This window comes from Butyrivibrio sp. ob235, assembly GCF_900109475.1.
In the GTDB taxonomy this organism is placed as follows: Bacteria; Bacillota; Clostridia; order Lachnospirales; family Lachnospiraceae; genus Butyrivibrio.
In genome coordinates, this window is sequence record NZ_FOBE01000011.1 from 26242 (window position 1) to 51716 (window position 25475).

At 43.4% G+C, this 25475-nt stretch carries 16 protein-coding genes and 1 tRNA gene; 5 read left to right on the forward strand and 12 right to left on the reverse strand.

Annotated features, from left to right (window positions below; genetic code table 11):
• Window positions 1–187 precede the first annotated feature (187 nt).
• Window positions 188–1264: a hypothetical protein gene (locus BMW61_RS09800; protein WP_139176271.1), complete on the reverse strand. Its 1077-nt coding sequence runs from the start codon at window positions 1262–1264 to the stop codon at window positions 188–190.
• 181 nt (window positions 1265–1445) lie between these two features.
• Between BMW61_RS09800 and BMW61_RS09805 the strand changes: the two genes are divergently transcribed.
• The gene (locus BMW61_RS09805) at window positions 1446–2408 is read left to right on the forward strand and encodes a GTP-binding protein (protein ID WP_091821412.1); all 963 of its coding nucleotides are present in this window, start codon (window positions 1446–1448) and stop codon (window positions 2406–2408) included.
• An 85-nt stretch (window positions 2409–2493) separates the two neighbouring features.
• Here the strand turns inward: BMW61_RS09805 and BMW61_RS09810 are convergent, their stop codons facing one another.
• From BMW61_RS09810 to BMW61_RS09835, 6 genes are all read right to left on the reverse strand, one after another.
• The gene (locus tag BMW61_RS09810) at window positions 2494–3450 is read right to left on the reverse strand and encodes an alpha/beta hydrolase (protein WP_091821415.1); all 957 of its coding nucleotides are present in this window, start codon (window positions 3448–3450) and stop codon (window positions 2494–2496) included.
• Window positions 3451–3557: 107 nt separating this feature from the next.
• Entirely contained in the window at window positions 3558–6842 is a 3285-nt protein-coding gene (carB, locus tag BMW61_RS09815) for a carbamoyl-phosphate synthase large subunit (RefSeq protein WP_091821418.1), read from the reverse strand.
• A gap of 70 nt (window positions 6843–6912) precedes the next feature.
• Window positions 6913–8115, reverse strand: a complete 1203-nt coding sequence (locus tag BMW61_RS09820; RefSeq protein ID WP_022760589.1) for a carbamoyl phosphate synthase small subunit — start codon at window positions 8113–8115, stop codon at window positions 6913–6915.
• A 20-nt stretch (window positions 8116–8135) separates the two neighbouring features.
• Window positions 8136–12011, reverse strand: coding sequence for a phosphoribosylformylglycinamidine synthase (locus BMW61_RS09825; protein WP_022760588.1), 3876 nt, complete (start codon window positions 12009–12011; stop codon window positions 8136–8138).
• Between the two features lie 131 nt (window positions 12012–12142).
• Entirely contained in the window at window positions 12143–12733 is a 591-nt protein-coding gene (locus tag BMW61_RS09830) for a TetR/AcrR family transcriptional regulator (RefSeq protein WP_091821421.1), read from the reverse strand.
• A gap of 40 nt (window positions 12734–12773) precedes the next feature.
• Entirely contained in the window at window positions 12774–13241 is a 468-nt protein-coding gene (locus BMW61_RS09835) for a hypothetical protein (protein ID WP_026497717.1), read from the reverse strand.
• A 157-nt stretch (window positions 13242–13398) separates the two neighbouring features.
• Between BMW61_RS09835 and BMW61_RS09840 the strand changes: the two genes are divergently transcribed.
• The 3 genes from BMW61_RS09840 (at window position 13399) to BMW61_RS09850 (ending at window position 15780) form a co-directional block, all read left to right on the forward strand.
• Window positions 13399–13941, forward strand: a complete 543-nt coding sequence (locus tag BMW61_RS09840) for a VanZ family protein (protein WP_022760585.1) — start codon at window positions 13399–13401, stop codon at window positions 13939–13941.
• Window positions 13942–13964: 23 nt separating this feature from the next.
• Window positions 13965–15584, forward strand: coding sequence for an alpha-amylase family glycosyl hydrolase (locus tag BMW61_RS09845; RefSeq protein WP_091821424.1), 1620 nt, complete (start codon window positions 13965–13967; stop codon window positions 15582–15584).
• 124 nt (window positions 15585–15708) lie between these two features.
• Window positions 15709–15780: transfer RNA gene (locus BMW61_RS09850), tRNA-Trp, on the forward strand.
• A 100-nt stretch (window positions 15781–15880) separates the two neighbouring features.
• Here BMW61_RS09850 and BMW61_RS09855 read toward each other — a convergent pair.
• From BMW61_RS09855 to BMW61_RS09870, 4 genes are all read right to left on the reverse strand, one after another.
• Complete coding sequence (locus BMW61_RS09855; RefSeq protein WP_091821427.1) at window positions 15881–16450, reverse strand: hypothetical protein; 570 nt, start codon at window positions 16448–16450, stop codon at window positions 15881–15883.
• 77 nt (window positions 16451–16527) lie between these two features.
• Window positions 16528–19500, reverse strand: a complete 2973-nt coding sequence (locus BMW61_RS09860; RefSeq protein WP_091821431.1) for a glycosyl hydrolase 115 family protein — start codon at window positions 19498–19500, stop codon at window positions 16528–16530.
• 99 nt (window positions 19501–19599) lie between these two features.
• Entirely contained in the window at window positions 19600–21498 is a 1899-nt protein-coding gene (locus tag BMW61_RS09865) for an ABC transporter ATP-binding protein (protein ID WP_242876688.1), read from the reverse strand.
• Window positions 21419–23980: an ABC transporter ATP-binding protein gene (locus BMW61_RS09870; RefSeq protein WP_242876689.1), complete on the reverse strand. Its 2562-nt coding sequence runs from the start codon at window positions 23978–23980 to the stop codon at window positions 21419–21421. The genes BMW61_RS09865 and BMW61_RS09870 overlap by 80 nt, the downstream gene beginning before the upstream one ends.
• A 127-nt stretch (window positions 23981–24107) precedes the next feature.
• On the opposite strand from BMW61_RS09870, the gene BMW61_RS09875 reads away from it, so the two are divergent.
• Window positions 24108–24800 (forward strand): PilZ domain-containing protein, encoded by a 693-nt coding sequence (locus tag BMW61_RS09875; RefSeq protein ID WP_091821434.1) that lies wholly within the window; start codon window positions 24108–24110, stop codon window positions 24798–24800.
• A 59-nt stretch (window positions 24801–24859) separates the two neighbouring features.
• Here the strand turns inward: BMW61_RS09875 and BMW61_RS09880 are convergent, their stop codons facing one another.
• The gene (locus tag BMW61_RS09880) at window positions 24860–25159 is read right to left on the reverse strand and encodes a hypothetical protein (RefSeq protein WP_026497721.1); all 300 of its coding nucleotides are present in this window, start codon (window positions 25157–25159) and stop codon (window positions 24860–24862) included.
• Between the last annotated feature and the right edge of the window lie 316 nt (window positions 25160–25475).

The window sequence follows — 25475 nt, forward strand, 5'->3', positions numbered from 1 at the left end:
ATAACCCCCTTTGTTGCAGTGAAATTTGTTTTCACGTTTCCGCGAGATTATTGTAAATATTTTTTAAAAATTCCACTACCGCCATTTGGGGGTAATTTTGTCAAAAAATTAAAAAAGAGGTAACGCAGATTGATACGTTTCTGCATTACCTCAGTTTCCCATAATCAAATAGCCGATTTTCTATTTCTTATTCAAGTACTCCCGACACGCCTGTCCATTCGTAGCTCGGATCAGCTTCTTTAACATATTCAAAGACCATCGCCATATTGGAATCATTTATTGTGATTATGCTTTTGCTGTCATAATCCGATTTAAAGTAGATCATCTTCTCCTGTCCTTGGTCAGTCGCAACATAGATGGTACCATCATCCCAGGAGAGATCGTAGTAGGTACCTATAAAGTTCGCATAGCCTTTTCCGTCAGGGCAAAGCATCATATCAAAAGCTACTCCTGCCTTCTTAAGCTGGTCAGCGGTGTAGGTCTTGCTATCCTCCTGAAAAGCCATAATCTCATAATACCCTGTATCGTTATGTTTTGATGAAGACATATCCGGCAAATATGAGGAATCCAGCTTAGTAGATTCGTTAGTTGCCTCTTCTACAGTATTATCTAGGTCAGAAATCGCATCATCAGCAGCGCTGTCCAGTTCTGAAGTAGCCTCATCATAAGCGGAATCCAGCATCTCATCCGTGAGCTGATCTATGGTTTTGTCATAATCACCGTTATCGTAGGCCTGCTTTTCCTCGTCAGTCATGCGGACAAATATCATCTCGTCGCTCTCCTGAGCGATTGTAAGTTTACCGTCGGCAAAAGTATAGGGCACATCAGTATCGCTCACAGTATCATCATGCATGTGGAAATATTTCTCATCCCAGTCGAAATCCGTCATTTCACCCATCATGTTAATTTGGCCTGTTCCATCGGGATTAATGACAGCGAATATGCCGGATCCGATTGCAGCTAGTTGCTCAAGCTCAGCAGTTATATCCTCACCGTCCGTGGTCATGGATATTACCTTGTAGTAGCCGGCAAGAGTATTCTCATCCTGCGCGCTTTCCGAAGAAGCTGCTTCTTTATTATCAGTATTGTCTGTAGTCTCGGTTGTTTCCGGTATCTTGTCAGAAGTTGCCTTCAGTTTTCCCTCAGGAATGCTCGTAGTCTCTCCGGTATTACCAGTATCCGTGCCTTTCTTCGAGGAACCACATGCAACTATAGAAATTGACATAATAAGAACTATTGCAACGGCCAGAATTTTTCTCTTCATATTGCCCCCTTCATATCTGAATTGAAAATTTATGTTGCCACCTATTATTCTAGGAAAAAATCCCGCACACATCTACCCCCAAATGGAGGTAATTATTTCTTAGTAGAGATTTTTTATCATCGCAAAATTTCTTTTTATATTATAATTGATTGTTAGAAAAGATATGATCAGAGGATGAAATATGGTAAAAATAGACTTGATAACCGGTTTTCTTGGTTCCGGTAAAACTACCTTCATTAGGGAATATTCTAAATATCTGCTATCACAGGGTGAGCGCATATGTATCATTGAAAATGATTACGGCGCTGTAAATATAGACATGGTACTACTTCAGGACCTTTTTGGTGAAAACTGTAATCTTGAGATGATTGTCGGAGGCGACGGCCAGGAAGCTCACCGACGAAGATTTAGAACAAAACTGATATCCATGGGAATGAGCGGCTACACAAGAGTTATCATCGAACCCTCGGGAATTTACGACGTGGATGAATTCTTTGATGTGCTCTACGACGAGCCACTTGATCGCTGGTATGAGATAGGGAATGTGATATCTATAGTAGATGGTTCATCTGTGAGTTCACTTGAAGGAATGTCACGATATCTCTTCATGTCTGAAATTGCTCATGCAGGAAAAATAGTTGTAAGTAAGATTTCGGATGGTATGGATGTTCCCGAAGTTATTTCAAACGTTAATTCAATCATGTCCGAATTCGGACTTGGAAAAGAAAACTCCTGGTTTGATCCCTCGAAGGATTTTATTACAAAGCATTATGATGAGTTTACAGAGACTGACTTTAAATCTCTTGCAGGTTGTGGCTACAGACATGCCTCTTATGTAAAGCTTCCCCTTGAAGATAAGCAGTTCACTCCGCTCTTTTATTTTGATGTTGAAATATCCGAGGATAATCTGAGGAAAATCGCAGGATCACTTTTCAAAGATACTAACGCCGGAAAAGTTATCAGAATTAAAGGCTTTGTAAAGACCGGTGACAACTCGCAGATTGAATTTAATGCTACTGAAAACGAGATGAAGATTGCACCTGTTGTTTCAAGCAGGAATGTACTTATAATCATCGGTGAAGCACTAAATAAGGAATACATAAATTCGATTCTTAAGGATTACTGTAAAGTAGTATCGCTATAAAGCTATATCGTAAGGCGAATCAGCAAAAAAAGGAATGTACTGTCATCAGCACATTCCTTTTTATATTTTGCTCATCAGATAATTATCATAATCCAAGAGGATCAAGGAAATCTCTTACTGCGTTCATATAACCTTCCTTGTCATCGAGGACACCCTCAATGTGGGCACTGTCTGCATGATAAATGGTTTTTACAGAGCTTCCGACATTTTCATAAACCTCTTCGACCATATCGGGGAGGCATACCTCATCCTTATCGGATACGATTATCATGGTCGGCAGCTGGTCCTTTGCCACTTCATTCACAGTATCTCCGTCATCGAAATCGACGTGGTTTACAACCTTCATGTATCCCTTAGTTACCGCGATAAGATAGTTAGTCATGGGTGAATACATTCCCTCGAGGCCATCTCCGAACATAAGTCGCAACATGGATTCCATGCCGGGAACAGGACTGTCGCAGATAACCGCATCAGCTGCCTCAGGCGTTCCGGGTGTTACATTTGATGCATAAAGAGCGGTGGTCTGTCCGCCCATTGACTGTCCATGAACAATAACCTTCTCTTTTCCAAGAGTTTCTCTTGCATATTTTACAAGTGCTCTCACATCGAGCTGTTCATGAATTCCGAAAGTAACCTTTTCATCGGGATTAGCTCCATGTCCTCTCTGATCATAGGCAATTATGTCATAGCCACTCTCCAGATAAGGTTCAGCCAAGGGTGCATCGAATGTCCTGTCTCCGCCTGCTCCGTGAACAAGAACTACCAGCTTATCACTTCCGTTATCATAATAAGTTCCGGGAACTTCATTCCCATCCTCTGCTATAGCACTGATATCCACGCCTGTATACTTACTCCTGAAGCCCTCCAAGTCGTAGCCCCACTTTTCAAGCTGCTTCAAGCTATTGCCTACAGTATCATTATCTTTGTTCTGATGTAAAATACGGTCTGCAATATAACCGCCCATTGCTACTGATCCGCCAACACAGAGTATCACGATAACAATCAGTATAATACTTAAGATTTTTGTGATTCTTTTTTTCATTTCCCCAAATTCTCCTTTTTTACACAGTGCTAATATCTTACCATAAAAAGGATGAAAATGGCAGAAAAAATTGGAGGCCTTTTACAGCCTCCAATCTTACAAATTCATTAGATTTTTGCGATGTCCACAAGCTCAAGAGTATCCTCTTTGTAGGTATCCTCAAGGCTTGTAACAAGCGCTTTCGCTGTATCGAGTGCGGTGATTACGTTAACGCCTGTCTCGATAGCGGTACGGCGAATCAGGAAACCGTCTCTGCTCTTGTCTCGTCCCTGAGTGGGTGTGTCGATAACAAGGTCTATTCTGTGACCGAGAATAAGGTCGATGACCGTAGGTGATTCCTGGCTGATACGGTTAACCTTCCTTGCCTTTACGCCGTTCTCGTTAAGCGTGTCAGCAGTTGAGCGTGTTGCATAGATGATATAGCCAAGCTTTTCAAAGCGTCTTGCTATGTCGATAACCTCGCCCTTATCCGAATCCTTAACGGTAATTATCATCTGCTTATGCTTAGGAAGTTTTATTCCTGCTCCGATGAAGGCCTTGTAAAGAGCCTCACTGTATGACTTGCTTATACCAAGGCACTCACCTGTACTCTTCATCTCAGGTCCTAGGCTAATCTCAGCTCCTCTGATCTTCTCGAAGGAGAATACCGGCATCTTGATAGCGATATGCTCTGCCTCGGGCTGAAGTCTAGGTGTATAACCAAGCTCTGTGAGCTTTTTGCCCATCATTACCTGAGCTGCAAGATCAACAATCGGAATGCCCGTAACCTTACTGATGTAAGGAACGGTTCTTGAGGATCTGGGGTTCGCCTCGATGATGTAAACCTCATCTCCCACTGCGATGAACTGTACGTTTATGAGTCCGATTACATGGAGCGCTTTTGCAAGTCTCTCTGTGTAATCGGCGATGGTCTGCTTTACCTTGTCGGAAAGTGACTGTGCGGGATAAACCGAAATGGAGTCTCCGGAATGGATACCTGATCTCTCGATATGTTCCATAATTCCGGGGATAACAATATTCTCTCCGTCGCACACTGCGTCTACCTCAGTCTCAACGCCCTGCAGATACTTATCTACAAGTATCGGATGATCCTGAGCGATTCTGTTGATTATGTTAATAAACTCTTCGATTTCTTTATCAGAGAGCGCAATCTGCATTCCCTGTCCGCCAAGTACGTAGGAAGGGCGAACAAGTACGGGATAGCCAAGTCTGTTTGCTACCTCCTTAGCCTCCTCTGCTGTATAAACTGTCGCACCTTCAGCGCGCTTAATTCCGGTCTCCTCAAGGATTCTGTCAAAGATTTCTCTGTCCTCGGCTGCATCAACGTCCTCAGCCTTGGTTCCGTAAATCTTGACGCCCATTTTCATAAGGTCCTGAGTGAGCTTAATTGCGGTCTGTCCACCGAACTGTACTACCGCTCCGTCGGGCTTTTCAAGTCTTACTATGTTCTCAACATCCTCGGGAGTGAGGGGCTCAAAGTAGAGCTTATCCGCTATATCAAAATCGGTTGAAACCGTCTCAGGGTTATTGTTGATGATAATGGTCTCATAACCTGCCTTTTCGAAAGCCCATGTTGCATGAACAGAGCAATAGTCGAACTCGATACCCTGGCCGATTCTGATGGGACCTGAACCGAGAACAAGGATTTTCTTTTTGCCGCTTCCTTCGCCCTCTGCCTCATTTTCCTCATCTGCATCGCCGTATACCGAGTAGTAATAAGGTGTCTCAGCTGCAAACTCCGCAGCGCAGGTATCAACGAGCTTGTAGGCTGCCTTGATTCCATAGAAGTCCCTCAGAGCCTTAATTGTTTCAACTGAAAATCTTGTAAGTCTGCTTATTACCTTATCGGGATACTCAAGTTTCTTAGCCTTAAGAAGTGTATCCGCGCTTATGATTTTCTTAGCCTCCTCAAATTCCGGAACGTTCTCTTCGGAGGGCTTATGACGTGCTATTGTGCTCTTTTCACCAAGCCTCAGGAGCTTAAGCTCCATCTTTACAAGCTTGTGGATTTTATCAATGAACCAGAGATCAATCATAGTTATCTTATGAATCTCTTCATGGCTCATTCCGCGGCGAAGCGCCTCTGCGATAACCCAGATTCTCTGGTCATCCACGATGGTGAGTCTGTCCTTTAATTCGTCATCGTCAAGCTCTGAAAAGTCATAGCTTGTAAGGCAGTCCACGTGCTGCTCAAGTGAGCGGATAGCCTTCATCATCGCACCCTCAAAGTTGGTGCAGATACTCATAACCTCACCGGTCGCCTTCATCTGGGTTGTGAGTGTACGTTTTGCCGTAATAAACTTATCGAAAGGAAGCCTAGGAAATTTAACTACGCAGTAGTCGAGTGTAGGCTCGAAGCTGGCGTAGGTCTTTCCAGTAATAGCGTTCTTAATTTCATCAAGTGTATAACCGAGGGCAATCTTAGCAGCAACCTTGGCAATCGGATAACCTGTTGCCTTGGAAGCCAGAGCCGATGAACGGCTTACACGGGGATTAACCTCGATTACACAGTACTCAAAGCTTGTGGGATGAAGCGCAAACTGTACGTTACATCCACCTGTAATCTGCAGCTCATCAATGATATTGAGTGCCGCGCTTCTAAGCATCTGGTACTCTTTATCTGTAAGTGTCTGTGAAGGCGCAACAACGATACTGTCACCTGTGTGAACACCTACGGGATCGATGTTTTCCATGTTGCAGACGGTGATGCAGTTACCTGCGCCGTCACGCATAACCTCGTACTCAATCTCTTTCCAGCCTGCAATACAGCGCTCAACAAGAACCTCATTAGCTCTTGAAAGTCTGAGTCCGTTTTCAAGAATCTCCTCACACTCTATTCTGTTATGTGCGATTCCGCCGCCGGATCCTCCAAGTGTGAAAGCAGGTCTGAGAACTACCGGATATCCGATTTTCTCAGCAAAAGCCACACCGTCGTCGACGTTATGCACAACAAGTGAAGCTGCACAGGGCTCGCCAATTTTCTCCATGGTATCCTTGAATTCCTGACGGTCCTCGGCTTTTTTAATAGTCTCAGCTGTTGTTCCGAGAAGCTTTACACCGTGCTTTTCAAGAAATCCTGACTCTGCAAGTTCCATTCCAAGGTTAAGTCCTGCCTGCCCTCCAAGGGTAGGAAGAACGCTGTCGGGCTTTTCCTTTTCAATAATCTGCTCCAGGACCTTGACTGTGAGAGGCTCAATGTAAACCTCGTCCGCTATGTCTTTATCTGTCATGATGGTTGCAGGATTGGAGTTTACAAGGACAACCTCGATGCCCTCCTCCTTAAGGGAGCGGCAGGCCTGAGTTCCAGCATAGTCGAACTCCGCCGCCTGACCGATTACGATCGGTCCCGAACCTATAACCAAAACTTTTTTCACATCTAAATTTTTGGGCATTTTATATCCTTTCTCTAGTTCAACACCTCATCCGGCGCTTCGCGCCACCTTCCCCTCAAGGGGAAGGCTTTTATTTATTCTTCATCATGTTAATGAACCTATCGAATAAGTATCCGCTGTCCTGGGGACCACAACAGGCCTCAGGGTGGAACTGAACTGTGAAGATGTTCTTTCCGACATACTTAAGTCCTTCATTTGTTCCGTCGTTTACATTCACAAAAGCAGGTACCGCAACGTTGCTGTCGAGTTTGTCGGTATCTACCACGTAGCCGTGGTTCTGGGATGATATATAAACTCTTCCAGTCTCCAGGTCCTTGACGGGGTGGTTACCACCTCGGTGACCGTACTTCATCTTATAGGTATCCGCTCCTGTTGCAAGTGCCATGAGCTGGTGTCCAAGGCAGATTGCAAAAATCGGAACATCCGATGCATAGAGCTTTTTAATTTCCTCGATAACGCCTGTGCATTCCTTCGGATCGCCGGGGCCATTACTAAGCATTATGCCGTCCGGTTTTCCCTCAAGTATCTTCTCTGCAGATGTATCCTGAGGATAAACTGTTACGTCGCATCCTCGTGCAGCAAGAGAAGCTGCTATGTTATCCTTTGCTCCTACATCCAAAAGCGCAACCTTTAGGCCTTTGCCGTTAAGCTCCTTAACAAGGCTGGGGCGCTTTTCTCTCTTGGAAAGGTCTCCCTTTAAGGATGCCTCGTAGTCTTCCTTCTTAAATACCGCACTTCCGGAAAGCGGTCCGTTGTCAGAGAGTTCCTTACTTCCTGCAATATTCTTTACTTCTTTGCAGGAAACCTTCTCAACAACTTTTCCTGTAGTATATGCCTTGAGCCTCGGAATGATCTCATCAAGGTTGTAGTTCTCGTTGGTGGTTATCATTCCGTTCATTGTGCCCTTTTCACGAAGGATGCGAACAAGCTTACGCGTATCTATTCTCTCTATTCCCGGAATGTCGTATTCTTCAAGAAATTCCTGGATTGTCATGTCGCATCGAAAATTGGATGCCACGTCAGAGAGTTCTCTGACTATAACTCCGTCCAGCCAGATGCGCTCGGATTCCATATCATCCTTGCACACGCCGTAATTTCCGATAAGCGGATAGGTCATGCAGACCGCCTGTCCCGCATAGGACGGATCAGTAAAGACCTCTGTATAGCCCGCCATGGAAGTATTAAATACGATTTCGCTTATTACTTCCTTTACCGCGCCTATGGCATGGCCCTTGAAAACTGTGCCATCCTCTAAGATCAAAAATGCTTTCATTCGCTCCTCCTGTATATCTATTATCCGAAGTACTTCACGCCACTCTCAAATATCTTCATGTCCTGCTCGCCGAAGATGTTAACAGCTACGCCGTCACCTCTTCTCTCTGAGTGGCACATCTTTCCAAGGCATCTGCCATCGGGTGATGTGATACCCTCAACTGCCATGTAGGAACCGTTGATGTTCCAGAGATTGTCGAGATGTACCTGACCCTCGGGATCGCAGTACTGTGTAACAACCTGACCGTTCTCGAAGAGCTTCTTAAGGGCATCTACGGGGGCTACAAATCTTCCTTCACCGTGGGATGCGGGATTTACATAAACTCCGCCGAGTTCAGCGCCCTGCATCCAGGGAGACTTGTTGCTGACAACCTTAAGGTACGCCATTGTTGAAATGTGGCGTCCGATTGTATTGAAGGTAAGTGTCGGGCTCTCAGGGTTCTGACCTGTGATCTGTCCGTTGGGAACAAGGCCAAGCTTGATCATAGCCTGGAATCCGTTACAGATACCAAGTGCAAGACCGTCTCTCTTCTGAAGAAGGTCGTTAACCGCTTCCTTGATACTCTCATTCTGGAAGGCAGTTGCAAAGAACTTAGCGCTTCCGTCCGGCTCATCACCTGCTGAGAATCCGCCGGGGAACATGATGATCTGTGCCTGTTCGATTGCCTTCTTAAATTCAGCAACAGACTCTACGATATCCTCCGCATTTCTGTTTCTGAAGATTTTTACTATGGTGTCAGCACCTGCTCTCTCGAAGGCCTGAGCAGAGTCGTACTCACAGTTACTTCCGGGGAATACCGGGATGAAAACTGTGGGCTTTGCTGTCTTATTTTTGCAAACATATATATCAGAAGTCTTATATTCTTTTGTAAGCGCGCCATCATCGAAGATGCTCTTCTTATCTGCGCTTTCGGTATCCTCCTCGGAAATGGGTGCTACTGAAGGGAATACCTTTTCAAGCTTATTCTTCCAGTTTTCAAGAGCCTCTTCTTCAGAGATTTCAACGTTTCCGATAGTGAACTTCTTATCATCGGTAACCACACCGATTTCTCTTGCTTCTCTGAGCGCGAGTACTTCTCCGGCCTTGTCTGCGGGAACTTCCACCAGGATGTTTCCGATTCTGTTTGTGAAAAGGTCCTCATTTTTCACACAGCCCGCGATCTTCACACCGAATCCGTTACCAAATGCCATGCGGCTTATAGCTGCTGCTACGCCGTAGGAATCAATTGCATAAGCTGCGGAAACATAGCCCTTCTGCATAAGGTCATGGATCTCATCGTATCTGGCCATAACCTTTTCATAATCCGGAAGGCCGTACTCATCTCTGTCTATCGGAAGCTCGATGAGCATATCTCCGGCTTTCTTAAGCTCGGGAGTAATGACATCACTCTGCTTTGCAACGTCCACTGCGAAGGATACAAGAGTCGGAGGAACGTTGATTTCTCCGGATGCTCTCTTCTCATCACCCTCATAGAAGAAGGATCCTGACATTGAATCCTTACCGCCGATTGATGCGATACCGAATCTGAGCTGTGCCTCAAAGGATCCGAGAAGTGCTGTAAGCGGCTGACTCCATCTGGTCTTGTCAGCTGTCATTCTCTGGAAGTACTCCTGGAAGGTAAGGTGAAGCTTTTTATAATCACCGCCTGTTGCTACGATTCTGGCAACAGACTCTGTTACTGCATAAGCTGCGCCGTGGTAGGGACTCCATGAAGAGAGGTAAGGATCGAAGCCGTAAGCCATCATTGTTACGGTATCCGTTTTCCCTCCGAGAACAGGGAGCTTAGCTACCATGGACTGAGTCTCTGTCAGCTGGTATTTTCCTCCGTAAGGCATGGTCACTGTGCCTGCACCGATTGAAGAGTCGAACATCTCAACGAGTCCCTTCTGTGAGCAGACATTGAGGTCTTCCATTTCTGAAAGCCATGCTGTTTTTACGTCGTTATTCTTAAGTGCTTCGCCTGCAGCTTTGCACGCATACTTATCAAAATAGTTATCTTCTGCTGCAGGAATCTGAACCTCAACCTCAGTCTCCTGATGAGCGCCGTTGGTATCAAGGAATGAACGCTTGATGTCTACAATCTTCTTGCCTCTCCACTTAAGGACAAGTCTGGGCTCCTCAGTAACAACCGCAACCTTAACTGCCTCGAGGTTCTCCTCTGCTGCGTACTCAAGGAACTTATCTACCTGAGAAGGATCAACAACTACTGCCATTCTCTCCTGTGACTCGGAGATTGCAAGTTCTGTTCCGTCAAGACCTGCGTACTTCTTCGGAACCTTATCGAGATCTACATCAAGACCGTCTGCAAGCTCACCGATTGCTACGGATACACCGCCGGCACCAAAGTCGTTACATTTTTTAATAAGCTCTGAAACCTCGGGTCTTCTGAAAAGTCTCTGAAGTTTACGCTCTGTAGGTGCGTTACCCTTCTGAACCTCAGCGCCACAGGTAAGGATTGAATCGGCTGTGTGAGCTTTGGATGAACCTGTTGCACCGCCGCAGCCGTCGCGTCCTGTTCTACCGCCAAGAAGCACGATGATGTCTCCGGGATCGGAGCTCTCTCTTATTACATGTTCCTGAGGAGCAGCGCCCATAACAGCACCGATTTCCATTCTCTTTGCAGCGTAGTCGGGATGGTAAACTTCCTTTACATAGCCTGTTGCAAGACCGATCTGGTTACCATAACTTGAATAACCTGAAGCAGCACCGCGAACAAGCTTTTTCTGTGAAAGCTTACCTTTAAGTGTATCAGCAACCGGAACAGTGGGATCAGCTGCACCTGTCACACGCATTGCCTGATATACATAACCTCTTCCTGAGAGCGGATCTCTGATAGCGCCGCCAAGGCATGTAGCAGCACCACCGAAGGGCTCAATCTCTGTAGGATGGTTGTGAGTCTCATTTTTGAAAAATACGAGCCAGTTTTCTTTTACAGGGCCGTTACCGTAGTCAACATCTACAGGAACAACAACTGTACATGCGTTATTCTCTTCAGACTCTTCCATGTCTGTGAGCTTTCCGTCTTTCTTAAGCTTCTTCATTCCCATAAGGGCGATGTCCATAAGGGAGATGAATTTCTCCTCGCGCTTTTTAGGATCAGCGTAAACGTCTTCTCTCGCGCTAAGATATTTATCATATGAGGCTTTGATAGGCGCAGCATAGAAGCCATCACCAAAGCTTACGTTTTTGAGCTCTGTGCCGAAGGTTGTATGACGGCAATGATCTGACCAGTATGTATCAAGAACGCGGATCTCTGTCATTGAGGGATCGCGCTTCTCATCATCGTGGAAGTACTGCTGAATCCACTTGAAATCATTGAAGGTCATAGCAAGACCGAAGGATTCGTAGAGCTTTTTAAGATCATCCTCTGCCATATCCTTAAATCCGTCCAGAATCTTAACATCCTCAGGCTCTTCGAAGTTATCTACAAGAGTCTCGGGCTTTCCTTCATCAGCAATTCTTGAATCAACGGGGTTCATTACGTACTCTTCTATTTTAGAAAGTTCCTCATCAGTAATGTCTCCCATCAGCATATATGTTACAGCTGTGCGGATAACCGGCTCCTCGTCGCCCTTAATAAAACGTACACACTGAACTGCTGAGTCAGCCCTCTGATCGAACTGTCCGGGAAGCGCCTCAACGCTGAACACTTTTGCCCCTTCCGGGATCTCGATCTTTTCATGATAAAGGATATCAACCGGGGGCTCTGAAAAAACTGTAGTGCAGGCTTTTTCAAATACCTCATCCGAAATGTTCTCCACATCGTAACGGATGAACTCCCTTACCTTGGATACACTCTTGATACCGAGATAGCTCTTGATCTCCTTACGGAGCTCCTTAGCTTTTCCGGCATAGGGTGCTTTCTTTTCCACATAGACTCTTCTGACTTGGCTCATAAATCTCCTCCTGATAGTTTATAAATGTCATCCCCTCATCCGTCAGCTTCGCTGACACCTTCCCCCCAGGGGGAAGGCCCGAACAAGAAGACTATTTTTATATCAAAAAATCAGTGTCGAAAAAACACTGATTAATTATCTGCGGGCACTAAGCCCTCCAATATATATAACAATTCGCGGTCAACCGCGGCCTCGCTAACACCAATAGTTTTAGCGGATACTTTAAGACCCTCAACCACATACATAAGGTTGCGGGCACATCCATACGGATCAGCACAGAAAAACTCGCCTGAACGTATTCCGTTTTCAATTAAAGCCTGAACAATCTGAACTCCGGTATCGAACTGTTTACGAAGCGGATTGTCAGAGGCGGGAATATCCCTGTTTGCAAAATATTCATAGGAAGCAATAACCAGGCTGTTCTTCTTTCGAAGAATTTCCTTTTTCTGCTCTTTCAAGAAAAGAGCCAGCATATCGCCGGCAGTAGCGTCATTATTCAACGCTTTTGAAATAGCTTCCTCATCCTCATCGGCTGTCTCTTCAGACAATACGGCAAGGAAGATTTCTTCAGTGGACGAGAAATAGAGATAAAGCCCTCCACGACTGATGTCACAAGCTTCTACAACATCCTTCATGGTGACGTTTTTAAATCCCTTTTCCGCAAATACTTCGCGGGCTTTTTCCAGAATGTATTTTCTTTTCTGAGCAGATTTCTCACCCATTAGTAAAACTCCTGAAATCAAAAGTTAGTTCATAATCTTCTTAATACGACATCGTACCCCAGAAGTGTATGAGATCGTCCATCTTGTAAACAACAGCATAGAGAACACCGGTGTATACACCTTCGGCCCACACGGTTCCCTTGGTCTGTCCCTCAAGAATGTATCTTGAGAGGATTCCTGCAAGGTCATCCATGTCTGTGATCTCAGCATCTTCTATAAATAGAAGTTCATCCTTATAAGTATGGAGATGATTTCTTGTATAGACATATGTATAGTTGCGATTCATCATCTTCGTCTGCTGTGCCTGTTTTACAAAGCTCAGAAGATTTGAATCATAGACAGGAAACGGCATTGATTTGGATAATTCGCTGTTGGAGTAACTCTCTGCAACCTGCTGCTTGGTATGCTCCTTAAGCCATGTTATGTAAGGTGCAAGGCTTGCAACATCATCCTTATATCTTGAAATGATATCTTCTACGCTGTTCTCGCCGTCTTTTCCTTCAAACATATCTCTGCCCCCTCGGATTCAATATATTAAGAAAATTTATCTCAATGAATTATAACATAAGAAAGAAAAAAATATATATGGAAATTTGTTCAAAGAATAGTTTTGCTGTATACTTGTTCCTAACCAATTTTCACAGATAGGAAAAGGAATATAAAATATGAAATATTTTCTTCTATATATAAAGCAGACGCTGCGCTTTGTTTTAAAGCCCCTGTCGTTTCTGCCTGCAATTGTAATGATGTGCCTGATTTTTAATTTTTCTGACCAAAATGCCGATGCAAGCTCAGCTCTTAGCTACAAAGTCGGGGTTGAGGTTTTGAACGTAACCAATGATGTTCTAGATAAGGGATGGACTGATGCCCATATTTCAGAGCTAAGTACCACATATCAGTATTATATAAGGAAGCTTGCTCATTTTTCGGAATATATGCTTCTTGCTATTACGGTTGCTTTTCCGCTCTATGTCTATGGGCTTAGGGGATTTCCACTTGTTATTATTGCCGGTGCAATATGCGTAGGCTACGCCTGCCTCGATGAATACCACCAGTCATTCATCGCCGGCCGCTCCCCTCAGAAGAAGGACATCATTATCGACAGTTGCGGCGTGCTTGCCGGAGTCATAATTACAAGAATTGTCGGCTGGACAGGGCGTATGACCATTTTCAGGCCACTGTCGAACCACAAGGAAGTCAGGGAGTAAAAACAACAGGGGGAGAAAACAGTATGAAAAAGTATTCCAAAAGACTCAAATATATAAGTCTTGTCTCTACACTTTGCTTAATGGCAAGCACTTCTGCATGTGGAAATAAAAAAGAAAGTACCACCATCGATGATAACTATCGCACCACTTACGAGATCTTCGTGTACTCCTTTTGTGACAGCGATGGTGATGGAATCGGGGATCTGAAGGGTGTGATCAACAAGCTTGATTACATAAATGACGGAGATGATTCTACAGCTGAAGATCTTGGTTGTAATCAGATATGGCTTATGCCGGTTTGTCCATCTCCTACATATCATAAATATGATGTGACCGATTACTGTGACATCGATCCCGAGTATGGAACCATTAATGATTACAAACAGCTCATTGAAGAATCTCACAAGCGCGGAATCCGTGTTATCAATGACATGGTTATGAATCATACCTCTTCTCAGCACCCATGGTTTAAAGAAGCTTGCGATTATCTGAAGAATCTGCCTGAAGGTGCAGAGCCCGATTCTGCGGAATGTCCCTACTTTGACTACTATAATTTCTCAAAAGAGTCTGCGACAGGCTTTGAGAAGCTTGCAGGAACCGACTGGTACTACGAGTGCAGATTCTGGTCCGAGATGCCTGATCTCAACCTTGATAATGAAAAGGTTATAAATGAATTCTCAGACATCGCAAAGTTCTGGCTTGATCTTGGATGCGACGGTTTCAGAATGGATGCTGTCACGTCATTTACAACTGATGATACCGATGCAAGCACAGCTGAGCTTAAGAAATTTGTAAGTGCTGTGAAGACCTTAAATCCGGATGCTTACATCGTAGGTGAGGCCTGGACCAACTCTTCGACCTATTCCAAATATTATGCAAGTGGTATCGATTCGCTCTTTGATTTCGATTTTTCCGGAAGTGAAGGTGCCATCGCTAAATGCGCAAAGAGCAAGCTCAAACCTATAAAATACGTACAACAACAGATTGACGAGGATAAACTCTTTTCATCTTATTCAGAAGATTATGTGAACGCCCCCTTCTACACCAATCACGATATGGCAAGAAGTGCAGGTTATTATATTGGAAAAAATGCGACAGACAGCACAAAGCTAGCCGGAGCGCTGAATCTCCTTATGAGCGGTAACGCCTTCATATACTATGGTGAAGAGCTTGGAATGAAGGGTTCCGGAAAAGATGAGAACAAGCGCGCTCCCATGCAGTGGGGCGAATCGGGTTCTGAAGGCATGACCAAAGGTCCTTCCGGTATGGATAAAATCGAGATGACCTATGGTACCCTTGAAGATCAGAAAAATGATGAGTCTTCTATTTACAATTACTATAAAAAAGCAATCAGAATAAGGAATGCTTATCCTGCAATAGCACGTGGGAAGTGCGCTATCCTTGATCAGCTTTGCGGCGATCGCTGTGCTGTATGGACAAAAGAAATATCAGATACAGACTCTGTTATTCTTATTGCTTTGAATAACGGTAAAGAGCCGATTCAGATCGATTTAGCCAAAAGTGATGATGCTGATGGCTTCAAGACTCTTGGAGCATCTCTTTCAACCGGTGGCGAAGACGCAGTACTGGATGGGAACACCCTTACTCTTCCTGCCTTTTCATTCGCGGTTTTGACAAAGTAAAGCCCTAAAAAGCGCGTAGTAACAGCACACTATTTTAAAGATGTAAAAAGTTCAAAAAACATGTTTACATCACCATATTACTGTGATATAATTTCATTCGTTGGCGACATAAAGCGTCAAGGATAGGGGAATCATACAATGGCTAGTATTGCGGTCTCCAAAACCGTTCATGCGGGTTCGAATCCTGCTTCCCCTGCTCAAAACAAAACCGCTTAATCATAATGGTTAAGCGGTTTTATTGTTTATAAAAATGATATAGGTGTCAAAAGTATCTTTTGACACCTATATCATAGTAATTATTTACTTACCTTGAAATTAAATGTAACGTGCTTCGCAAGAATTGCCAAAGTGTCGAAGAAGATATATACTGTATCACCGGCATTAAGACTTACTGTCTGCTTTCTCGTCTTAGGGAACCGCTTGTTGCCTGATCTGCTTGCAAAATAACCATCACCGGGAGCGTTGGTCTTGATATTTTCGTAAGAAGTAAGTCCATCAACACCATCAGCCTGCTGCTTGTATAAAGTGTAGAATCCATTTGCATAGCTGCCATTGGGTGTACTTAACTTAGATAATGTGAATGTATAATCCTTTGTAGCAGGAGCTGTGAATTTTACATATGATAAACCTCTATGATTCTTTTGCTTGAGCTTGAATTTGTAGCTCTTGCCTGCTTTAATCTCAGTTGCACATGAATTTGCAACGCTTACTGTGAGGTTACCGACATCATTCTTGATTGACTTTAATGTCTTTACCTTTGTTTTAGCTTCAACGCTTAAAGGATTGGTTAAAACAAGTGCCGCAATAAGTGCGAGTGCCAAAAATCTTTTTGCGACAGCACTAACTTTTAAAAAATGATTTTTCATACTTTTTTTCCTCCGGATATAATATTTAAATGATTATTTCTTGGCTTTTTGCTTTTACAAGGCTAACTGAGTAGAACTCATTGTCGATATAAATATGTTTTCGGAAGTATAACATCCTCTCTGCAAAGTACCAGCTTGTCGAATACTGCGCCGGCATCTCCTGCATAGAGCGCGATAGTATTTATCCCCTTATGAAGGCTTACCTTAACACTTTTTGTATGCTCGTGTGAAAGGACGTCGTCGCACCACTGCCTGCATGGAAAATCTGTAAAATAGCCATCTTTCAAGGCGTTTTCGATTATAATTTCAGATTCATTTACTGCATAGCCAAACTTAAGGAGTCCCCCTTTTACTATGGGATTAGTCATGGCAAGATGGAAATCCAATGTATAAACACCATCATCTTCGACAAGTACATTGTATTTCACCAAAGGAGCCTTTCCATCAAGGATTTCCTTTTTATCAAAATTTGAAGTCGAAGGGAATACCTTGATTGCAGGCTTGCCGCTCTTTCCAAGATAATCCACTACCTTAAAGCCAGCTCCGCGCACATCTTTTTTCTCATGAAAACACTCAGCATTTACTGTGATGATTCCACATTTTTCCATATAGAGGTTTTCTCTACTATAACCATCAGGGTAGTTCTCCTTGTCAGCTTTAAAAATGATGTCCACATCAGTAAAAGTGCCATCATCAAAGCTAATCTTCACCTTGGCTTTTGCCTCGATTTTTCCGGTTATCAGCTCTCCCCTTTTTGCAAAACATACAGTTTTCCTTCCGTCACTTGAAGTGCCGTTATCGTCTTCTGCTATGAGATTTGCCACTCTGCTTCGCGAAACTTCTACTCTTCCCTTAGCATTCTTGCAAATAAGCCAATCAATATCATTCTCAATTTCATAAAAATAGCTCACATCACCTCTACTGTCAATATCAAGAAAGACTTCCGTAGTTTCAGGTCTTGTAAATCCGTAGCTTACAGGTGCAGGCGGGCACTGCCAATGAGCACCATAGTTTACTATCTTTTCACCCCTGAATGACACTGCTGCCTTAGGCCCGTGAATTGGCGAAACAACCGATACCGTAGGGTATGTCCAGTTATATGCATCCCAACTTCTGAAATTAGTGTGATCAGAGCTCATCATATGTTTCCACTTGCAGTCATTAAACTCATGGAACTCATTAACATATCGGATATCCTCCTCGATCCTTTTCCTGACAGACTCAGCATAATGATTTGCATAGACGCAGCCTCTAAGAGCAAGCTCTCTATTCATACCTGCTTCAACATTCATAAGCACATTGTTAAGGCTTGCTGCAGCCTGATAATAAATCATACTCCTGTATGCAGTAAGTGCTTCATCTCTAAGCTCTCTATTTAATCTGTCAGCAGTATCAAGTATATCCCTTGCATCTCTCCAGACTCTGTCTCCCTCCATGAAGTTCACGGGATGATATACATCCGGATTCATAGTCTCCGGCGTTCTCTGCGCATTGAATCTCGTATAACCCTCGAGCACCTTAGCGATATCTTTTTTCTGCTCATCGCTAACACCGGGAAATTGCCTGTTAATCCAACCATAGACATACTCCTCTATCTTATTAACAGACTTTTCACCATATTTTTCATAGTCATATGCCATATCCATGAAAAATGAAAGCGGATACTCATTGAGCTTAAGGTCGCCCACATTCACAATCCACATCTGCCTCACTCCTGATTCGTAAGCAAGGCTCATCTGTTCCCAGGTCTTAGTCAGTCTCGTACAATTGACCCATTCATAGCTGACAGGAGCGCCATGATAATCAAAATGATAATACATTCCAAATCCGCCCGGATGATTTCTTGTATCATCGGTAGGAAGTGCTCGAACATGACCGTGATTATCATCACTAAGTAAAAAGATGACATCCTTAAGCTCATCCCAGTCCTTTAGTCCCTCGGTGTACTCATCACCAAAATAGTAGTCCTCTACCTCTTTGTAGATAGCGAGCATCCTTGGCACCATTGAAATATCCTCATTCACATTTCTTCTGATAAGGTCATCCTGAGTCTTAATAGCCTTCTTTATAACCCTGATATTATCTGAAAGTGTAGCATCCTCAGGCATGAGCTTTGAGTCCGCCTCACCGCGCATACCTATGGTAATCACATTTTCGAATGCCTTATTCCTGTTTATTCCGTCCTCCCAAAACTTTGTAATGCCCTCTTCATTTGATAAAAAGCTCCAGGTGTTATCGTCACTGTATTTTTTATACTGCTGCTGCCACTCGTTACCTGCTCTGCACATAGGCTCATGATGAGACAGCCCCATCACTACGCCAAGCTTATCTGCAAGTTCAGCGCTAAGAAGCCCCGGACCATCCTCCGAGAAATTGGAATTCCACATGGCAGGCCACATGTAATTGCCCTTCAGCCTTAGAAGGAGTTCAAATATCTTCCTATAGCACTTTGCATTCACATCGCCGAATTTCTCTGTAGCCCAGTTTCCAAAGGCAGGCCACTCATCATTAATAAAAAATCCTCGATATCTAACAGAAGGCTCCTTGGATACAATTTCTTTATCAAGCTTTAGGATTATCTCGTTCTTTTTAAGTGGTGTCACATCTCCAAAATAAATCAGCGGAGATACTCCGCACATCTCAGAAAGTCTGAACATTCCGTAGATTGTTCCGCGTTTATCACTTCCTGCAATCACGAGCATCTGCTTTACATGACCATTCTCAGGGAAAGGTTCATCAACAAGTGATATCTTATAGACTTCACGTTTACCTTCTATGTCCTTTGTCGTTATCTTTCCAAGGGACTCAAGACTGTCAAGAACCGGGCTGTGTCCACAGGTAGCCATGAGAATGATATTTTCACATGAACTTTCAGAAACGTTTTCTGCCTGCATGTCCAATATGCCCCGGATAATCTCAGGCATTATACCGGTCACACACTGTATGTCCTCTGCGACAGTTTTTCCTATTAGTTTAATCCCTTCAAAGCTCTCCTCTTCGATAAGAAAAGTGGCAGGTATATTGTTGCTAAATATAGTGAATTTATCCATATTTATAATTATCCCCTCATCCGTCTGCTACGCTGACACCTTCCCCCTAGGGGAAGGCTTTAATTAACTTCACATCCTTCCCAAGGGGAAGGCATGATTTTAGAGTGCTACTCTGACTTCCATCTCCTCATACTGTCTGGAGAAGAGCTGGTGATAATAACCACCGATATTCTTCATAAGTTCCTTATGTGTTCCGCGTTCAATTATCTTTCCGTCTCTTACAACAAGTATAAAATCTGCATCAACTACTGTTGATAATCTATGGGCGATCATAAAGGATGTTCTGCCTTTAATAACAACCGATATGGCATCCTGTATAGCTTTCTCTGTCACGGTGTCAATGGAAGAAGTAGCTTCATCGAGTACCAGTATCCTGGGATCTGCAAGAATAGCTCTTGCAAAGGACAGGAGCTGCTTTTCACCAGTCGATAGCATATCTCCGCCCTCTCCGACATCACTATCAAGTCCTTTCTCCATCCTGTTTACAATTTTATCAGCAGATACCAGCCTGAGTGCTTCCCATATCTCCTCATCAGTCGCATTCGGATTGCCATATTTCAGATTTTCTCTGACACTTCCCGAGAAAAGATGCGGTGTCTGCAAAACATAGCCGATGTTACTGTGAAGCCACAGCTGCGATCTCTCTCTTGCATCCCTTCCGTCTATAAGCACCTGTCCTGAGGTAGGCTCAAAAAATCTGCAAACGAGGTTTACAAGTGTGGACTTGCCTGCTCCGGTCTCACCGACAATAGCTACGTTACTTCCCTGCGGAACCTTCAGATTAAAATGTTCCAGCACATACTCGGTTCCATCGGGATAATGGAAGGATACATCCTTGAACTCTACGTCTCCCACCAGTTCTTCCCAGTTTTCCTTCCTTGGATTAAAGGTGTCTCCGTACTTCCTTACAACATCAGGAGAATCCGCAACATCAGACTCTGTGTTAAGTAGTCTTGTAAGTCTCTCCACATTAACCTGAACAGCAATAAGTTCGGAAATCGTAACGATTATGTTCTGTATAGGTTCAAGTATTCCAAGCGCATAGGACAGGAAAACCGAAAGCGTTCCTATTTCCATAACGCCCTCCATCGTAATCATACCACCTCTCCAAAGCACAAGCGCAAGGGCACAGGACGAAAGCATTGTTACCGAGGCCGTAAACATTGCAGAAAAGTGCGTCGCATGAACTGCGGTTTTCCTGTACTTCTCGGTATCCTCCATGAAGTCTTCCTGAATCTTCTTTTCAACAACAAGTGTTTTTATTGCCTTGGCACCTGTAATACCCTCATTGAAATTACCTGTTATTGTTGAATTCAGCTCTCGTATTTTCCTATTAAGCACTATCAAATGCTTTTGGAAATAAATAACAAGCACTATTGCAATCGGAACAAGTGCAAGAACATACAGCGCAAGTCTTACATTAACCGTGAGCATAACTATAAATACGAATAGTATGTAACTGCCGTTCCAGACTATGTCCATCATTCTCCAGGCGCACATCATACCGATCTTACCGGTATCACTCATTACCCTGGCATGAATATAGCCGACATTGTTCTGGTTGAAGTAGGAAAAGGACAGCTCCTGCAGATGGTTGAATGCTGCATTTCTAAGATCCCTGTCCACAGACATCTCTATTTCCCCGCACATATACGCACTGGTAAAGTCCATAATCAGCTTAAGTATAAGAATAACAGCGTAAACAAAAGCAAAGATGCCTATTCCTTTAATCGTTCCCCTGGCAACGAAATTATTTAGTGCATATCTGTTAAAAAGCGGTACAACCGAATCCACCAGACTTACCATACTCCCCAGAAAGACCATTACTGCCATCTTTGGCAGATAAGGTTTCAAAAAAGGCATAAGTCTTGGTATTCCAAACCATGGAAGCCTGGTGACGGTTTTATTAGTATCATTTTCAGGCAATACCTTCACCTCCTCCCTGAATCTGTATGTCATAAATTCTGCGGTAAAGGCCATTCTCTGCAAGAAGCTCATCGTGAGTTCCTTCCTCTACAACCTTTCCGTGACTAAGTACAATTATTCGATCCGCATGCATTAGCGTAGTTATTCTGTGGGAAATGATGATAGTTGTAGCCATTCCCGCGTGTTTATCGAGAGCTGCCCTTATCTTGGCATCCGTCTCCGTATCAACAGCTGAAAGCGAATCATCAAAGATCATAATCGGCGGGTTAGTAATGAGCATCTGCGCTATCGCAGTCCTCTGCTTCTGTCCGCCTGAAAGGGTTACTCCACGCTCTCCTACGAAGGTATCGTAGCCCTCATCGAAATTTTTAATGGTGTCATCAAGCGACGCCATCTTAGCAGCTTTTCTGACATCCTCCATCTTAGCTGACTTACTGGTAATTCCGATGTTTTCAAAAAGCGTTCTCGAAAACAGGAATGGCTCCTGAAGCACGAAACCGATGTTTTCCCTTAAGTAATGCATCTTGATTTTGCGAATATCGACTCCGCCTATAGTAATGCTTCCACCATTCTCCGGAAGGTTGTAGAGTCTGTCAAGAAGGTACATAAGTGTCGATTTTCCGGAACCCGTTCCTCCAAGCACGCCCACAGTCTTCCCTGCTTCAACCTTAAAGCTGACGTCCTTAAGAATCTCTGCTGTCCCGTTTTCATAAGTAAAGCTCACATGATTAAACTCTATATCCTTGTTAAGCGGTGGTTCTCCGGCATCCTCGTCATCCTTCTCCACCTCGGAGTTCATGATATAACGAAGCCTGTCAATGGAAACGCCGGCCTTACTCATCTCGGATATAACACGCCCCAGAAGTCGCACAGGCCAAGAAATCATAGCATTGTATGCAACGAATGCTATGAGCTCACCCACTGTAATTCGCCCCTGTACGCAGAATACAGAACCCATCACAAGTACCGTCATACCCTGAAAGCCTGATATCAGATCATTTGATGTCCAGAAGGCTGCCAGCAACTTCATGAGGTGAACCCACATATTAGTATATTCTGTGTTCTTTTTCTCAAAGCGCTCACGCTCGAACTTCTCACGTCCAAACGCTCTTACCACTCTGACTCCGGTCAGGTTCTCCTGCGCTATAGCTGAGAGCTTTCCCTCCTCGATATCCGCATTTTCAAAGGCACTTCCGATCCTGTTATGAAAGAAAAGAGAATACAGTACTATTACCGGAATGAATGCGGCTGAAATCAGTGAAAGCTTCACATCTATCTGAAACATGAATGTTAAACCGAGCCCTATCATGATCACAATTCTGAAAAGTGCGGTCAGCTGCTCAGAGAGAAAGTTCTTGATTGTCTCCACATCTGATGTACATCTCTGAATAATGTCACCCGTATGGTTCTCACTATGCCATGAAAAGGGCAGATGGCTGATATGCTCAAAGAGAATATCTCTCATCCTGCATATAAGCTTTTCAGCAGCCATCGAGTTGAGCAGCTTATTGAGATACCTGAAAACAGCACATAGAAATGCTATGATAACTACAATAAGAGCCATCATAGCTATATGCGCCCTTAGATACTCCTTTCCACCTGTGAAATCGACTATCATCTGCATATAAAACGGCATGCGGGAATTTGAATCCCCGATTAGATAATCGACCGTATACTGTATGATTTTAGGATTAACCATATCAAGAAAAGCCACCATTATCGAAAAGATGACTTCTGAAAGGAATAATGCTTTACACCCTTCTAAAAAATACAGGACCAGTGATGTTTTAGTAGTAAATCTTTCGCCGGTATTTTTCATAGTCCTCCGATCTATATGGGCTGTGGAAGGGCGAATACAAACAACAGCCAATGGCACGGCATTGGCCCCAAGATTATCTATCGCCTCCGCAAGGCTTGAATAGGCCCCCTGACGTGAGTAGCCGCCTCCCTTTGCCCTGAAATAATTGTTGTGTATATAGAAGCCGTCAGCCTCTTTTGAGATATTTACTGTATGAAGCTGATCTTTGATATTATTTACATTCCAGTAAAATGTCACGATAAAAGTACGATATCTCTCGCCAAAGGAATTGATATCCTCCTTTTTTCTTGTGGTAAGCTTTTTTACTTCAAAGCCCCTGCTCCTAAAAAATTTGCACGGCGCTGACGGAGTAATTCCAAAGCCACCCTTAAGTGCAATCCCTTTTTGTTCGAAATATCTTATAAGATAAGGTATAGTATCGCTCTTATCGCCGAGACTCCTAAGTGCATTGTAGGTTGCTATTATTTCACAGCCCGAGTAAGACATATCTGATTTTTTATGAGTACCAAATAAGACACCTGTCCACTCCGACTGGTTCTCTATGTGCCCGGTATTCTTAAGAAAACGTTCTGCATGCTCCGAAAACAGCCTGCTGTTTTCCCGGAAATGCAGTTCTCTTATCCGTTTCTTTACAGGACCCGAAAAGAATGCAATAATGGAAAAAAGAGCCAGAACTACTGAATTGGGCACAAATTTAGGAATTATTTTTTCATATAGTTTATTAGTTTTTGGCATTTACTTTCACCACGGCTTAATTTTTTGCGAAAACTCACTTTACATTTGTGGTTTCCCATTGTTTAATATATAAGGTTGCAATTATTCATGTACAAATAAACATTTTATTCAAACGTATGAGGGCGCTATGAATATCACTGCTTTAGCTCAAGGAACAGAACTCACCGTGAGCACACTAATCGATAATATGCCGGTAAACATTAAGACGAAAGCCATCTCGGTTATGGATGACTCACTTCTGGTCGGTCCGCTTAAATATCACGGACAACCCATACCCGCTGCTACTCAGGCTACAGCAATAGCTAAGATGCCTTCCGGTATTTCTATAAATTTCCATCTTGAGTCAGTTATTCCGTATGAAAACTGGAATGATACGTATTATCTTCTAAAGGGAACCGAAGCGATATCCGATGCAGATAATCAGAGAAAGGCTGAAAGATATGTAATAAATGCCCTCAGCAAAGCAGTTATAAATCATGTGACTACAACAAGCGCTATTATCTATGATATTTCTATTCGCGGTTTATCACTTCTTCTCGGAAAATCCGCCACAGCAAAAGCCGGTGACACAATAAGGCTTACCTTTAAGCCAGCCGGTTATACAAAAGCTTTTGAGATGAACCTTACAGTTGTACGAAATTTCAAAATCGGGACCTACGATGCAGTAGGCTGTAAGATGCGTGGTATCGACAGTCAGCTTATGACCTACATCCTCTCTGTTAAAAAGCAGAAAGATGAGATCAAAAGAGCTCAGTCTCTTTCAATGGTTACCGTTCATGATGAATCTGCTCAGGATGAATCGAATGCTGTGGTTCAGTAATAGGTATAAAAAAGGAGTTGCCTTAATTATAAGTCAACTCCTTATTTTTATCATCAGTCTCAACCTGCTGCAGGTACCATCTCGTCCATAACTTCTGAATTATCTATATTCTCATTTGATATAAGCTCATCCGTCTTACGTGGAGCGCGAACTCCAAAGCTTCCTTCGTATCGCTGTTCCTTCAGTATCTTACGGATAGCCTGAAGATCCTTGCTCATGTCCTCGCGTCTCTTACAAACGACTGTCGGAACACTTCCGTTTCCCATCTCAACCATATAGCCGGCTTCAGAAAGGATTCTCTGAATCTTCAATTTATCTGTGGTACGAATCTCTGCAGGTGTCTTATCTTCTCTCCCCACTACAAACCTCCTATGAATCACAATTAGCAGAATTTGTGTTTAAATCATTTCCTACCACAAAATATAGCACATTCGAAATAACATTGCAAGAATCGGTATTTCTTTAACAAACTAAAAATCCCATAAATTCTGGGCTTTTTCTGAATTTGACTACGCTAATCCGTTAATTTTTATTTCTGCTTCACACATTACAGATATAGTTTATAAACATAATATTTTTACTTTATGAACCGTCCATATTTTGGCAACATATTTATCTTAATATAAACACATCAGAGATGAAGAACATCTTCTGAACCCCAAAAACTTTTTTCAT

Bases quoted from the DNA above. Each gene is read 5' to 3' on its own strand.
- carB (WP_091821418.1), bottom strand. From the start codon at position 6,842: ATGCCCAAAAATTTAGATGTGAAAAAAGTTTTGGTTATAGGTTCGGGA.
- BMW61_RS09870 (WP_242876689.1), bottom strand. From the start codon at position 23,980: ATGCCAAAAACTAATAAACTATATGAAAAAATAATTCCTAAATTTGTG.
- BMW61_RS09860 (WP_091821431.1), bottom strand. From the start codon at position 19,500: ATGGATAAATTCACTATATTTAGCAACAATATACCTGCCACTTTTCTT.
- BMW61_RS09830 (WP_091821421.1), bottom strand. From the start codon at position 12,733: ATGGGTGAGAAATCTGCTCAGAAAAGAAAATACATTCTGGAAAAAGCC.
- BMW61_RS09845 (WP_091821424.1), top strand. From the start codon at position 13,965: ATGAAAAAGTATTCCAAAAGACTCAAATATATAAGTCTTGTCTCTACA.
- BMW61_RS09835 (WP_026497717.1), bottom strand. From the start codon at position 13,241: ATGTTTGAAGGAAAAGACGGCGAGAACAGCGTAGAAGATATCATTTCA.
- BMW61_RS09825 (WP_022760588.1), bottom strand. From the start codon at position 12,011: ATGAGCCAAGTCAGAAGAGTCTATGTGGAAAAGAAAGCACCCTATGCC.
- BMW61_RS09820 (WP_022760589.1), bottom strand. From the start codon at position 8,115: ATGAAAGCATTTTTGATCTTAGAGGATGGCACAGTTTTCAAGGGCCAT.
- BMW61_RS09855 (WP_091821427.1), bottom strand. From the start codon at position 16,450: ATGAAAAATCATTTTTTAAAAGTTAGTGCTGTCGCAAAAAGATTTTTG.
- BMW61_RS09840 (WP_022760585.1), top strand. From the start codon at position 13,399: ATGAAATATTTTCTTCTATATATAAAGCAGACGCTGCGCTTTGTTTTA.
- BMW61_RS09865 (WP_242876688.1), bottom strand. From the start codon at position 21,498: ATGAGCTTCTTGCAGAGAATGGCCTTTACCGCAGAATTTATGACATAC.
- BMW61_RS09810 (WP_091821415.1), bottom strand. From the start codon at position 3,450: ATGAAAAAAAGAATCACAAAAATCTTAAGTATTATACTGATTGTTATC.
- BMW61_RS09805 (WP_091821412.1), top strand. From the start codon at position 1,446: ATGGTAAAAATAGACTTGATAACCGGTTTTCTTGGTTCCGGTAAAACT.
- BMW61_RS09800 (WP_139176271.1), bottom strand. From the start codon at position 1,264: ATGAAGAGAAAAATTCTGGCCGTTGCAATAGTTCTTATTATGTCAATT.
- BMW61_RS09875 (WP_091821434.1), top strand. From the start codon at position 24,108: ATGAATATCACTGCTTTAGCTCAAGGAACAGAACTCACCGTGAGCACA.